This window comes from Stieleria mannarensis (assembly GCF_014154935.1).
In the GTDB taxonomy this organism is placed as follows: domain Bacteria; phylum Planctomycetota; class Planctomycetia; order Pirellulales; family Pirellulaceae; genus Stieleria; species Stieleria mannarensis.
Genome location: NZ_JACEHH010000030.1, coordinates 105,075 through 119,007 on the forward strand (window position 1 = coordinate 105,075; position 13,933 = coordinate 119,007).

The 13,933-nt window shown below is 59.6% G+C and carries 12 protein-coding genes; all 12 read left to right on the forward strand.

Annotated elements, in window-relative coordinates; genetic code table 11:
• Positions 1 to 61: 61 nt before the first annotated feature.
• The 12 genes from dnaJ to H1B37_RS20385 all read left to right on the forward strand — a co-directional run bounded on the left by dnaJ (position 62) and on the right by H1B37_RS20385 (position 13,923).
• Positions 62 to 1,186: a molecular chaperone DnaJ gene (dnaJ, locus tag H1B37_RS20330; RefSeq protein ID WP_182868497.1), complete on the forward strand. Its 1,125-nt coding sequence runs from the start codon at positions 62 to 64 to the stop codon at positions 1,184 to 1,186.
• A 38-nt stretch (positions 1,187 to 1,224) separates the two neighbouring features.
• A complete protein-coding gene (grpE, locus tag H1B37_RS20335) occupies positions 1,225 to 1,845 on the forward strand; it encodes a nucleotide exchange factor GrpE (protein WP_182868480.1) in 621 nt (206 codons plus the stop codon).
• Positions 1,846 to 2,066: 221 nt separating this feature from the next.
• Positions 2,067 to 2,366: an FmdB family zinc ribbon protein gene (locus H1B37_RS20340; RefSeq protein WP_182868481.1), complete on the forward strand. Its 300-nt coding sequence runs from the start codon at positions 2,067 to 2,069 to the stop codon at positions 2,364 to 2,366.
• A gap of 33 nt (positions 2,367 to 2,399) precedes the next feature.
• Positions 2,400 to 2,963, forward strand: coding sequence for an isochorismatase family protein (locus H1B37_RS20345; protein WP_182868482.1), 564 nt, complete (start codon positions 2,400 to 2,402; stop codon positions 2,961 to 2,963).
• Positions 2,964 to 3,867: 904 nt separating this feature from the next.
• Positions 3,868 to 6,768 (forward strand): tetratricopeptide repeat protein, encoded by a 2,901-nt coding sequence (locus H1B37_RS20350; RefSeq protein ID WP_182868483.1) that lies wholly within the window; start codon positions 3,868 to 3,870, stop codon positions 6,766 to 6,768.
• A complete protein-coding gene (locus tag H1B37_RS20355) occupies positions 6,746 to 8,635 on the forward strand; it encodes a CRTAC1 family protein (RefSeq protein WP_182868484.1) in 1,890 nt (629 codons plus the stop codon). The genes H1B37_RS20350 and H1B37_RS20355 overlap by 23 nt, the downstream gene beginning before the upstream one ends.
• Positions 8,636 to 8,746: 111 nt before the next feature.
• Positions 8,747 to 9,976: a TIGR03032 family protein gene (locus tag H1B37_RS20360; protein ID WP_220498284.1), complete on the forward strand. Its 1,230-nt coding sequence runs from the start codon at positions 8,747 to 8,749 to the stop codon at positions 9,974 to 9,976.
• A gap of 179 nt (positions 9,977 to 10,155) precedes the next feature.
• On the forward strand, positions 10,156 to 10,641 hold the full coding sequence (locus tag H1B37_RS20365) for a hypothetical protein (RefSeq protein WP_147871491.1): 486 nt from the start codon (positions 10,156 to 10,158) through the stop codon (positions 10,639 to 10,641).
• Positions 10,642 to 11,070: 429 nt separating this feature from the next.
• Positions 11,071 to 11,748: a hypothetical protein gene (locus tag H1B37_RS20370; protein ID WP_182868485.1), complete on the forward strand. Its 678-nt coding sequence runs from the start codon at positions 11,071 to 11,073 to the stop codon at positions 11,746 to 11,748.
• Between the two features lie 12 nt (positions 11,749 to 11,760).
• A complete protein-coding gene (locus tag H1B37_RS20375; protein ID WP_182868486.1) occupies positions 11,761 to 12,606 on the forward strand; it encodes a sugar phosphate isomerase/epimerase family protein in 846 nt (281 codons plus the stop codon).
• Positions 12,603 to 12,983, forward strand: a complete 381-nt coding sequence (locus tag H1B37_RS20380) for a histidine kinase (RefSeq protein WP_353620874.1) — start codon at positions 12,603 to 12,605, stop codon at positions 12,981 to 12,983. The genes H1B37_RS20375 and H1B37_RS20380 overlap by 4 nt, the downstream gene beginning before the upstream one ends.
• Positions 12,984 to 13,146: 163 nt before the next feature.
• Positions 13,147 to 13,923, forward strand: coding sequence for a PIG-L deacetylase family protein (locus H1B37_RS20385; RefSeq protein WP_182868487.1), 777 nt, complete (start codon positions 13,147 to 13,149; stop codon positions 13,921 to 13,923).
• Positions 13,924 to 13,933 lie beyond the last annotated feature (10 nt).

Genomic DNA, 13,933 nt, shown 5'->3' on the forward strand with positions numbered 1-13,933 from the left:
TGTCCGATCCTCATGCGACGCGGCGGCGTCGCCACCCCAACGGCTGATGCCGTGAGTGATGATGAGCGAAAAGCAATGCTATTACGAAGTCCTTGGTGTCGACCGGGGCGCTGCCAAGGTCGAGATCGATCGCGCCTATCGAAAGCTGGCGATCAAGTACCATCCCGACAGCAGTAAAGCCGAAGACGCGGTCGAGCGTTTCAAAGAGGCATCCGAGGCGTATGAAGTCTTGAGCGACGCCGACAAACGTGCTCGGTACGACCGTTTCGGACATTCCGGTGTGGACGGCGCCCACAGCCAGTTCAACGACGTCGAGGACATCTTCGAAGCCTTTGGCGAGATGTTCGGCGGCGGGGGCGGCATGTTCGGCGATCTGTTCGGCGGCCGTGGCGGCGGTGGGCGACGACGCCGATCGCGACGCGGGGCCGACATCCGATGCAACGTCACGTTGACCTTGGACGAGGCGGCCAAGGGCGTCAGCAAAGACCTGTCGTTTCGACGCAACGTCGGCTGCAAGACCTGCGACGGCAGCGGGGCGGCTCCCGGCAGCCAACCAGAAACCTGTGCGACTTGCGGCGGCCGCGGACAGGTCGTCCAATCGGCCGGCATCCTCCGCGTGCAAACCGCCTGCCCGCACTGCGGCGGTGCGGGACAACAGATCAGCCAACCGTGTAGTGATTGCCGTGGCACGGGACTGCAAAGCGAAAAAGCGGAGCTGACCGTCGAGATTCCTGCCGGTGTCGACGACGGGATGCGTGTGCGTGTCCAAGGCGAAGGCGAAGCGAGTCCCGATGGAGGACCGCCCGGAGATTGTTACTGCTTTATCACCGTCAAAGAGCACGAGTTGTTCAAACGTGACGGCAGCAGTTTGATTCTTCAATTGCCGATCTCCTACAGCCAGGCCGCCCTGGGGGCGGAGATCGAGATTCCCACGCTCGACGGGCCCGAAAAGTTACGGATCGAACCAGGCACCCAAAACGGCGAGGTGTTCACCGTCCGCGGAAAAGGTGTCGTCGATCCACGCGGCGGACGAATCGGTGATCTGCTGGTCCAGGTCTTTATCGAAGTCCCCAAACACCTGAACGCCGACCAGGAAGAATTGCTGCGCAAGCTGGCCGAACTCGACAGTGATTCGGTGTTGCCGCATCGAAAGACCTTTCTGGAAAAAGTAGCGGATCTGTTTTAGGGCATTCCTCTTAAATTCATTTACTGTGATTGCGAATCATGAATAGCGACGGAAAAACAGAACTGGAAATCGAAAATCAGGCCGACGAAGAGCCTTCGGCAGATGCAGATCCCTCCGCCGACGCGGGCCCCACAGCCGACGCGGGGCAATCGACCGACGAAGCTTTGCTGGACGATTCGGTCGCCGACGTTCCGCCGACACGTGACGAGGAGATGGAGCGGTTGCGATTGACCGCCGCCGAAGCCGACAAACGCGTGTTGCAAGCCCAAGCGGAGGCCGAGAATTTTCGCAAACGGATGCGTCGCGATTACGAAGACCAACTCAAGTTCGCCTCCACTGATTTGATCGTCGATCTGTTGCAGGTCCGCGACAACTTGTACCGCGCGACCGAAGCGGCGCAGTCCGGTGAGCAAGCCAGCGGGTTGCTCGAGGGCGTCGCGATGGTCATCAAGCAGATGGACGACGTGTTGGGCAAGCACGGCGTGGTCGAGATCCCGGCTGAAGGCGAGGTCTTTGATCCCAATGTGCACGAAGCGATCTCGCAGATCCCCAGCGACGTCGAAAGTGGGAAAGTCGCCCACGTCGCCGTGACCGGATTCAAACTACACGATCGTGTGATCCGCCCCAGCCAGGTGGTCGTCAGCACTGGACCGGCATAACACAGGGGCCGCTGCGACAACTCGTTTGGCAACGCGGCTTTCGTGAATCGACACGGTATACTACGGCCGATCAGCCGCCTCGCGCTAGCGTGCGGTTCCTGCCGTCAAGAGCGAGTGAAAACCGCGGCACGAGCGCCCGTCGGCTGATACGAAGTGACGCAGTCTAACTCGGTAGGTAGAGCGTTTGGTTTTGCAATTCATTCACCCTTGGGATCAGATCGATGCCGACATATGACTACGAATGCGGTGCTTGCGGACACGAAATGGAACTGTTCCAGGGCATCAATGACCCGGTCAAAAAGAAATGCCCCGAGTGCGGCAAGCTAAAACTGAAGCGTTTGTTCGGCAGCGGTGCCGCGATCGTGTTCAAGGGCAGCGGTTTCTATCAAACCGATTACCGCAGCGAAGGCTACAAGAAGGCTGCCAAAGCGGATAAGAAGTCTGGTGAATCGAAGTCGGAATCCAAGTCGGGCGATTCGAAGGCCAAGTCCAGCAGCGCCAAGTCAAGCTCGAGCGACTGATTCCGCGCGGCCAACATCAACCCGGAGTCCACGATGCCGCATCAGCTGTCATCACGTCGACTGTTCGCCGATCGCTCGGCGGTTCTGGTGATCGACTTCCAGGAAAAGCTGGTTCCGGCGATCCCGTCCGGGGAGGATGCGGTTCAGTTCACCGAATCGTTGTTGGAGGCCGCGGACTTGCTAGGCATTCCCTCGGCGGCCACCGTGCAGTATCCCAAGGGGCTCGGCGGGTTGGTCGCCCCGTTGGACCGGCGTTTTCCAGATGCCGAGGAGAAGCTCGATTTTTCCTCGGCAGTGTGTCGGCGCGAGTTGGATGCATGGATCGCCGCAGGCCGCGATCAGATTTTGATCTGCGGGATTGAAACGCACGTCTGTGTCTTGCAGACGGTGCTGGATCTTGCCGAAGAGGGCCTGCATCCGCTGGTGGTCGCCGAAGCGGTCGCGGCTCGCGGGGGGTGGGAACACGAGTTGGCGATCGAGCAGATGCGTTCGGCTGGTGTGACGATCAGCAGTTTGGAATCGGTCCTGTTCCAGTGGCTCGGGACCGCCGATCATCCCCAGTTCAAAGCGATCAGCCGGATCGTCAAGAACCTTTGAGCTCGGGATCAGGGGGCCGCCGACCTGCCAGAGGCCATCGGTGACGTATGAACCGTAGCTACCTTCGCCAGAAGGTGGATCCCTGGCGCTTCCCACGCTCTGGCGAGCGTAGCTACGTCAAAGCATCGTTATCCCGTGATCCCTCGTCCCCTCTTTGGGGCGTTTTCATTGACTTAAAGGGGGCGACGCCGTAATCTATAACATTGCTCTTTTCTCTTTCGATCTTGCTTCGATCCGCTTGATGCTGCGTCACGTTCCCCTGATCCTCCTTGTCATCCTCACGGTAAGCGTTTTTGCGTCTCGCCGTGCCGATGCGAGCTGCGGTGATTGGCTGGCGCATCCGGGTGACGCCTCGATGTCACAGCGCGGGGGGGAATCGGCCGACGACAGTCCGGCTCGGCGACCTTGCGACGGGCCCTCCTGCCGTCAGTCACCTGTTGGTCCGCTCTCGCCGGCCACGCCGCCGGCACCCCAGGTCCAACGCGAGCATCACGACGCGGTTTGCCCGCCTCCGTTGCGCTCCCTGGTGGAGTTGTTTCCGGCAAGGTATGAGCGAGACGAGTTGATCCATCTTCCTAGCGGGCATGCGTCCCCGATCGAGCGGCCTCCCCGGGGCTAGTGCTCGATTTGTCGCGATGTAGGTCCGTTGACGAGGCGTCCAGCCTTGTCGATCGGGCGTTCTCTTTCAGACCGCTGGTTGCGGGATGACGACGCTGAAGATCGATGCCAAACCGTTCGTGCGGCATGTCGATTGGCCCGTCGTCCATCACTGAATCCGATCGCGACGATTCATTTGTGTGACGTGTGGGCGTGGCCTTTGATCGGCCGCGACCGGTCGCGACGCCTGCCGAATATCCGGAGGCGGCGCCCAAGTTGGTCAGTTCATCTCGCTAGGAAATCATTGATGTCATCCGTTGCTTCCGGCGCCGCCCCCGCGGCGCCACGCAAGAAGTACGTGCGCGCCGTCGGGCCGCGTCTTCGGAAACTGCTTTATTTTATTTTTGTTCTTGTTGCTCTGCTGTTCGCCAACTCGGGCTATCTGGCCCTGGTCACGTTTTTAGAGTGGTTGCGCGAAGAAACCTATCAGGACTTTTACTATCAATACATGTTTCTGGCCCACCTGGTGCTGGGGCTGATTCTGATTCTTCCGCTGGTGATTTTCGGGTTCGTCCACATGTGGAACACCAAAAATCGCCGCAATCGACGGGCCGTGAAAATCGGTTACGCCTTGTTCGCAGCCAGCTTGTTGATTCTGGCGACCGGGACGTTGTTGGTGCGAATCGGCGGGTTTGACCTGAAACAACCGATCGCCCGCAACACGGTGTATTGGTTGCACGTCGCGTGTCCCTTGGCGGTGGTTTGGCTGTACTGGCTGCACCGTCTGGCGGGCCCGCGCATCAAGTGGCGAATCGGGATGAGGTTTGCCGGCGTGGCGGGCGTCGCGATCGCCGCGATGGTGGTGTTGCAGATGCAGGATCCGCGACAGTGGAACGCCGTCGGGCCGGAATCGGGGACGCAGTACTTTGAACCTTCACTGGCACGGACGGCCACCGGGAACTTCATTCCCGCCGACGCGCTGATGAATGATCAATACTGTTTGAAGTGCCACGAAGATATCCACAAGGATTGGAGCGACAGCGTTCACCGGTTCAGTTCCTTCAACAATCCGCCCTACTTTGCCAGTGTCAGCGAGACGCGTGAGGTTTCGTTGCAGCGTGATGGGTCGGTCCAGGCGTCGCGGTGGTGCGCCGGTTGTCACGACCCCGTCCCGTTTTTTTCCGGTGCGTTTGACGACCCGAATTTCGACATGCTGAAGCATGAAACCGCCAGTGCTGGGATCACATGCACGGCGTGTCACGCGATCACCAACGTCAACAGTGTCCGCGGCAACGCGGATTACACGATCGAAGAACCGCTGCACTACCCCTTTGCCAGCAGCGACAATTCGCTTCTGCAGTGGGTCAACAATCAACTGGTCAAAGCGAAGCCGTCGTTCCACAAGAAGACGTTCTTAAAACCGTTCCACAAGACGGCGGAGTTCTGTTCGACGTGCCATAAGGTCCACCTGCCGCAGGCGCTGAACCACTACAAGGAATTCTTGCGTGGCCAAAACCACTACGATCCCTACCTGTTCAGCGGCGTCTCCGGTCACGGGGCTCGCAGTTTCTATTACCCGCCCAAAGCGGTCGACAACTGCAGCAAGTGTCACATGCCGTTGGTGGCGTCGGATGATTTTGGCGCGAAGATGTTTGATGACGCGACGGAGTTGAGCGTTCACGATCACCTGTTCCCGTCGGCAAACACGGGGATCGCCTGGCTGAGAGATCGCGAAGACATCATCACCGTGCATCAGGAATACTTGCAGGACATCGTGCGCGTCGACATCTTCGGCGTCCGCGAAGGGGGAGAGATCGACGGCAAGCTGATCGCGCCGCTTCGTCCCGAGCTGCCTGCGCTCAAGCCCGGTGAAACCTATCTGTTGGAAACGGTGATCCGGACGCTGAAGCTGGGGCACCTGTTCTCGCAGGGCACGGTCGATTCCAACGAGATCTGGTTGGACGTCACGGTGACCAGCGGAGACCGCGTGATCGGCCGTAGCGGAGCGATCAATCCGGAAAAGCACAACGAGGTCGATCCCTGGTCGCACTTCGTCAACGTGTTCATGTTGGACAAGGACGGCAACCGCATCGATCGCCGCAACCCGCAAGACATCTTCACGCCCCTGTACAACCACCAGATCCCGCCGGGTGCGGGCCAGACGGTTCACTATGGGTTGAAGATTCCCGAGGATGTCACCGCGCCGGTCAAGGTCGAATTGAAATTGCAATACCGCAAGTTCGACCAGCAGTACATGGATTTCGTGGCCAAGAAGAACGAGCAATTCGGACGGACGATTCGCGGCCACCAACCGGGCCAGGAATACATCAACGAATTGCCGGTCACGACGATGGCGGTCGATTCGATCGTGTTCCCGGTCGACGGGATCGACCAAACGGTGGAAAACGAACCACGGGACATCCCCCAATGGCAACGCTGGAATGATTACGGCATCGGTTTGCTGTTGAAAGGAAAAGCGGAACTGCGTCAGGCCGAAGAGGCGTTCACCGAAGTGGAAAAGCTGGACCGATACGACGGTCCGATGAATTTGGCTCGCGTGTTGAACATGGAAGGTCGTCTGGACGAAGCGGTCGAAGCGCTTAACCGTGCCGAGAGCTACAGTGACACCGAGGGTTTCCCGCGGTGGACGTGGGCGTGGCTTTCCGGTGTGGTCAATTCACAGCAAGGCCGGCTGGTCGAAGCCGAGCAAAACTTGCGGAGTGTGTTGGAGGACAGCACCGAGGACATGCAGCGTCGCGGTTTTGATTTCAGTTTGGACATTGAAGTGATCAACCTGTTGGGACGAACGCTGTTCGATTTGGGAGTTGCTCAAAACCGAATGGAACGCGACGAGGAAAGTCGGCATTATTTTGAAGAAGCGATCAAGCAGTATCAAAAGACGTTGCAAATCGATCCCGAAAATGTCACCGCGCACCACAACCTGCAGCTCTTGTACGAGACGCTGGAGGACACCGAGAACGCGGCCGTGCATCGCGAGTTGCATTTACGGTACAAGCCGGACGACAACGCCCAGGGCCGCGCCATTCGGCTGGCCCGCGAAAAGTATCCCGCGGCGAATCACGCGGCCGAAGCGGTCGTGATCTACCCGTTGGATCGCCATTTACAACAGCCCGAAACCGATGAAACGCAAGCGATTACCCGTCAAGAAAAAGAGGAGGCGACCGATGTCCAATCCGCAGGCGGTTGAAACGAAACCGAAAGCAGTGGAAGCGGAAGAGGAGGAAGTGCTCCGCGACGATGCCGAAATCGGTCGCGCGTTGCGGCGATCGTTGTTGGCGTTGATCGCCCTGGTTGTCGTCGGCGGCAGCTTGGCGTTTTATTTGTCACGTCCCGAGGCCGCACCGCCGGTCCGCGAATCCGAGTTGGCGAAAGTCAGCGTGCGTGAAATGCCCGATGTGGAGGTGCCCAAGGTGTCGTTCACCGACATCACCGCCGACGCCGGGATCGAATTCGTGCACAACAACGGAGCGGTCGGCGACAAGTTGTTGCCCGAGACGATGGGCGGCGGAACGGCGGTCTTCGATTTCGACAACGACGGCGATCAAGACATTTTGTTCGTCAACAGCAAGGACTGGCCGTGGGACGATCCCAGTGATCGGCAGTCCACATCGGTGCTGTATCGCAACGACGGCGGTCAGTTCGTCGATGTCAGTGAGACGTCGGGGTTGGACCTGACCGATTACGCGATGGGTGTCGCGGTCGGGGACTATGACAACGACGATCGCGTCGACGTGTTCATCACCGGTCTCGGCCACAACCACCTGTTTCGCAACGTCGGCCAGGGGCGGTTCGAAGACGTGACCGACCTGGCCGGTGTGGCCGGCGATGAAGATCGTTGGAGCACGAGTGCGGGGTGGTTCGATTACGACAACGACGGTGATCTGGATCTGTTCGTGTGCAACTACGTGGGATGGAGCCGCGAGTACGATCAGTCGCAAGATTTTCAATTGGTCGGAGGCGGACGGGCATACGGTCGTCCACAGAACTTTGAGGGCACGTTCCCCTATCTGTATCGCAACGAGGGCGATGGCCGGTTCACCGACGTCTCGGAGGAATCCGGGATTCAAATTCGCAACCCGTCGACCGGCGTGCCACTGAGCAAGTCGTTGGGATTGGCGTTCTGTGACTTTGACGCCAACGGAACGTTGGACGTGATCGTCGCCAACGACACGGTTCAGAACCTGTTGCTCAGCAACGACGGGCAAGGCCATTTCACCGAAATCGGGGCGCTGACCGGGATCGCGTTTGATTCCAGCGGCAACGCCCGCGGTGCGATGGGCATCGACGTCGCCTCGTTCCGCGGTCGCAAAGCCCTGGCCGTGGCGATCGGCAACTTTTCCAACGAGATGACGGCGTTGTACGTGACCAAGTTCGGACGGATGCAGTTCTATGACGAAGCGGTCTCGACGGGACTGGGGCCGAGCACGCGGTTGTTGTTGACGTTCGGTTTGGTCTACGTCGACTATGACTTGGACGGTCGATCGGATTTGTTTTGTGCCAACGGTCACTTGGAAGAGGACATCAACCGGGTGCAACCGAGTCAGCATTACGAACAGCCGCCGCAGTTGTTTTGGAACGCCGGACCGGAACACGGGACGGAATTCTTGGCGGCCGACCAGTCGCACGTCGGAGAGGACTTGTTGCGACCGATGGCTGGACGTGGTGCGGCATACGCCGATATCGATGACGACGGCGATTTGGACTTGCTGATCACCGCCACCGGGCGGGCGCCGCGGTTGTTGCGCAACGACCAACAACTCGGCCATCATTGGTTGCGATTGAAGTTGAAAGGCGACGGCAAGCACTGCAATCGCGATGCGATCGGGTCGTGGGTCGAGATCAATGTCGCCGGCGACATCATCCGCCAGCAGGTGATGCCGACGCGAAGCTATCTTTCGCAAGTCGAGTTGCCGCTGACGTTCGGGCTGGGGACCGCGGACAAGGTGGACCGGGTCACGGTCCATTGGGCCGACGGGGCGCAACAAGAGATCGATCCCTTGGCGGTCGATCAAAGTCACGTGATCGAGCGTCCCGCATCGGCGGAGATCCCGTAGGGAGCACCGACAAAGTGGGATAGACGCCACGCTAGGACAACACCCTCGGTGGACGAGGTCGTGCGGTTTTCTGGGATTTACCCTCCCAGAGGGAGGGTGAATTCACGTCTAATGGCTCACTCCCCTCAAACCCCAGCGGAATCGATGGACAACCAGCAGCAGCCAGCAGCGGAGTCGGACCAACCCACCGAAGCACCGCTCCGGCGGCCGGCCGCGGTGCGGGAGATCAATTACCGGCACAGCGCGCAATTCGTGCCGCTGTTGGAGCACCTCGGTTGTTCGTTGTTGGTTTCGACCTATGCGGCGGGAAAGGTGGTCAGCATCGGCGCGTCCGGCGGTCGGCTGCACTTGGGGTTTTCCAATTTCCAACAGGCGATGGGGATCGCGCCGCCGCATCAGGCTGTGAAACCCGGCGGCGTCACCACGTCATCGATCGCGGTCGGGGGACCGAACGTGATCTGGGTGCTGCGCGACGGTGGGGCACTGGCGCCGCAAGTCGATCCGGCCGGAGCCTATGATCGGGCGTTTCTGGCCCGCGAGTCGTTTGTCACCGGGAACATTCATGTGCACGAGATGCAGTGGGGCGACGACGGTCAGCTGTGGATCGTCAACACCCTGTTCTCGTGTTTGTCGACGTTGCACGAGGAATTTAATTTTGTCCCTCGCTGGCAACCTCCGTTCATCAGCCAGCTGGCGCCGCAAGATCGATGCCATCTCAACGGAATGGCGATGCAACACGGAAAGCCACGGTATGTTAGCGCGCTGGGGGAAAGCGACGCGCCGCGCGGCTGGCGTGACAACAAGTCCGCCGGCGGCGTGCTGATCGATGTGGCCAGTGGGCATACGATCGCGCGGGGTTTCTGTATGCCGCACTCACCACGCATGCACGGTGGCCGATTATTTTTGCTCGATAGCGGTCGGGGAAAACTGGTCACGATCAACCGGCAAAGTGGCCGAGCCGAGGACGTGGCGTCTTATCCGGGGTACGGCCGCGGGTTGGCGTTCCATGATCGCTACGCCTTTGTCGGGATGAGTCGGGCGCGGGAGACCTCTGTTTTTGGCGGGGTGCCGATCTGTGAGGACCGCAGCGCGATGCGATGCGGTGTGGTCGTGATCGATTGGATGACGGGACAGAGTCTTGCGTTTGTCGAGTTCGAAACCGGCGTCGAAGAATTGTTTGATGTTCAAGTGATCGCGGGAAGTCGCCGCACCGTGCTGTGTGGCCCCTATCCGCGAGAAGACGAGCAGCGTCCCGTGTGGGTGGTTCCGCGTGAGGATCAGGTCGATGCGATCGTGGACGGGGGCGAAGGCGTGTGTGTGCAAAGAAATCAGATCTGCTGAGAGATCCGATTTTGAGGGCGATGGTGATGTCGACGGCCAGGACGTTGGTCGCTGTGGGCAGCGATTCTTGAAGTGAGTGGATTTCTCCTGCGCTGAATTTCACTTGAGCGGCGGCGATGCGGTTGGGGCGAGCTAGAGTTTTGCGACCCGACGCTTCCTTTCTCGCACGGCCTGCCACCATGTTCTTCGCCGGCTCGATCACCAACCCTCAACAACAACCCGACTTGATTCGTCGTTGGCGTTGCGGCCGCATCGTGATGCAGGCCGGCAAGCTGGTTCGGATCCAGCGCCGCTGGGTCAACGGCAGCGTCTCGATGGCGCAGGTCTGGTGGCAGAATCGTTACGGGCGCGGTGACGATGATCTGTGTTGGTTGGATTACCACCAACCGCTGGGGATGCCGGCGTTTTTGACCTTGGACTATGTCCGCAGCGGTCGCCGCGCGGGCTATCGCTCCTTTGCCGGGGCCTGTCACGTACTCGATGAAATCGCCCGGCTGCGCGGGGCATCGGCGATCGTGGCCCATGTTTCCAACGGATCGATCTCCGACCGCTTCCTTCAGCGGATGGGATGGGAGCGGCATCTGGAGCACTGGTCGGGGCGGCATTGGATCCGGCGTTTCTATGACGGCTATCCGCAGGCGGGGGTCGAGCGGTATCTTGCGTAGTCGGACTACGCCAGCTCGTGCGGAATTGAAACGATTACAAGCACGCAGCGCCGGCAAGTGTGTCTCGGTGTCAGTTGCCGTCCAGGTTTCCCGTAGCGGAACTCGCCAAGAGTTTCGGTCGGCGCAGGTTTCCTGTAGCGGAACTCGCCAAGAGTTTCGGTCGGCGCAGGTTTCCCGTAGCGGAACTCGCCAAGAGATTCGGTTGGCGAGGCGGTGGCACCCTGTGCGGTGTTTTGCACGCAATACGTCCTGAATGGCTGCGCGACCGTAGCTAACTTCGCCAGAAGGTGGATTCCTGTGGCGACCACGCTCTGGCGAGCGTAGCTACTCGATCGAGGCATTTTTCAACGAGGGCCCCAGCCTACGTGGGCGTGGCCAAATACCGACACCGTCCCTGCGTCCACACCGCCCTGCCCTACCCTGCCCCGCATGAATTTTCTCTCTCACGCGATTCCGTATTTGGACGATCCGCTGGTCGCGGTTTCGACGGGGGTGCCGGATTTTTTGAGCGTGGTGGATCGACGCATCCGCGCCCGCGAGCGGATGGCGACGGCGGCGCTTCAGTCCGATGACATCCAAGTGCGGCAGGTCGCCGGGGGGATTTTGCACCATATCCGCGACGACCGCTGGTTTCACAACACGCCGGCGTTTGTCGAAACCAACTTACAATTGGCCGTTGGGTTGCGTGATCTGTTGCCCGGTGATCGCGGTTTTCGCCCCATGTTCGTCGGTCACATCCTGATCGAAGTGCTGTTGGACGCGTTGTGGATTCGCGATTTTCCCGAGCTCGCCCGTCGATACTACCGCTTGATCGACGATACATCGCCCGAATTGATTCAGCGCTGCGTCAACGAAATCACGGGAAAGCCGACTGAAAAATTGGCCGGGGCGATTCGTCGCTACGCCGAAGCCCGATTTCTGTACGACTATCTGGACCACAATCAGTTGTTGATGCGACTCAATCAGGTGATGCGGCGTGTCGGACTGGCCGAAATGCCGGATTCGGTCCTCCCCTGGCTCCAAGACGCCGGCGAGTTGGTAGAATCCCGGCGTGTTCGATTCCTGACTCCGCCGGACGGATCGACGCTTTTTCCACCCCTTCCCTAGGATGAACGATCAATGAAGTACGGCATGAACCTGCTGCTGTGGAGCGGCGAAGTCACCGAAGAGATGTACCCGGTGTGCGAGAAACTGAAGGCGGCCGGTTTTGACGGCGTGGAACTGCCGATTTTTAACCTTGATTTGGACTATGCCGCGATCGGCAAAGAGTTGGATTCTTTGGGACTCGGTCGCACCGGTGTGACGATTCGTGGCGAAGAAGACAATCCGATCTCGCCCGACGCCGCGGTGCGTCAAAAGGGCATCGAGGCGACGAAACGGACGTTGGACCTGTGTGCCGCTGCCGGTGTTGAAACGCTCGTCGGGCCGTACCATTCTGCGATCGGACTGTTCAGCGGTGCCGGGCCGACCGAAGACGAATGGAAATGGGGCGTCGACAGCATGCGTCAGGTCGCCGAACACGCCGGGCAAGTCGGCGTGCGATTGGGCGTCGAAGCGTTGAACCGATTCGAATGCTACCTGCTGAATTGCCATGCCGATTCGACGCGGTTCGTCCGCGAGGTCGATCACCCGGCGTGCGGGATGATGTACGACACCTTCCACAGTAACATCGAAGAAAAAAGTGTCACCGATGCGATCCTGGCCGGCGGCGACAAGCTATACCACATCCACATCAGCGAAAACGACCGCAGCACGCCGGGCAAGGGCGGCGTGAATTGGCAAGAGAACTTTGACGCGATCGCCAAAAGCGGCTACGACGGCTGGCTGGTGATCGAAGCGTTCGGATTAGCGCTGCCGGAAATCGCGGCGGCCACCAAAATCTGGCGGAAGATGTTTTCCGACGAGATGACGCTGGCCACCGAGGGGTTGGCGTTCATGAAATCGGAATTGGAAAAACGTCAGTGAGCTCGGTCAATGAATCCGCCGGAGGTTGGGACACGGGTTCGGACAGTGATCCGACCGTCGTGTTTCTGTCCGGCGATCTGATGTTTGCCTCGCGGGTTCGCGCGGCTGCGGAATCCGCTGGGTGGGAGTTTCAGCTTGCCGCGTCGCTGCCTGATCGCGGCGGGATCGAATTGGTGATCGTCGATCTTTCCACGCGGAGTGGTGCGGTGGACGGATTGATGGATCGCTGTCGCCAGGTGTGCCCGAGCGCGCGCGTGTTGGCGTATGGGCCGCACGTTCAAGTCGCTCGGTTGGACCAAGCCAAGCAGGCGGGGATTCCGCTGGTGATGACGCGTGGCCAATTCGATCGCTCACTCGGCACGTTGTTCGATTCCTGATCCTTTGTCACGATGACGATTGACGCTAGTGCTTCGTCAACTTTTAGATTTAGGGTGCCGCGGAAAAGGGGTCAGGTACCAAAAATGCGAAGCACCCTTCGGGCCATTTGGTTTTTGGTACCTGACCCCTTTTCCGCTCCGTTGATTTTCAGAGGAAAGTTTGATGCCTTCGGTTCTTGCCATTGCCGCCCATCCAGATGACATCGAGTACTTGATGGTCGGCACGATGTTACAGCTCGCACACCGCGGCTGGGACTTGCACTATGTCAACTTGTGTGACGGTTCGCGTGGCAGCACCACGATGGACCGAGACGAGTGCGCCAAGACGCGTCTGGCGGAAGCGCAGGATGCCTGCAAGAAGATGGGAGCCACTTTTCATGCTCCGATCTATCCCGACATGGCTGCGTCGTACACGTTTGAAAACTTGGCCAAGGTCACCGCGATCGTCCGCACCGCCAAGCCGTCCGTGGTGCTGACCCATTCGCCCTCGGACTACATGGAAGACCATGAGATCGCCTGTCGATTGGCCGTCAGCGCGGCGTTTTCCCATGGGATGCCGAACCTAGTCAGCGATCCACCGGTGCCGCCGTTCTTTGAACCGGTCACGGTCTATCATTGTCAGCCGGTCGGCAATCGAACTCCGCTGGGCGAACTCGTGATGCCGCACTTCTTCGTCGACCACTCCGATTTGATTGACAAAAAAGTCGAGTTGCTGGCCTGTCATGCCAGCCAGAAAGAGTGGCTGGACGAAAGTCAAGGCATGGACAGCTACTTGCAAACGATGCGTGACATCAACGCCGAGACGGGCAAGATGAGTGGCAAGTTCCGGTACGCCGAGGGTTGGCGGAAACACCTTCACTGGGGTTTTTGCGGTCCCAACGATGATCCGCTCCGCACGGCCCTGGCCGACGTCATCGTTGAAGGCCAGACGCCAAGCTAGCGATCGGCCC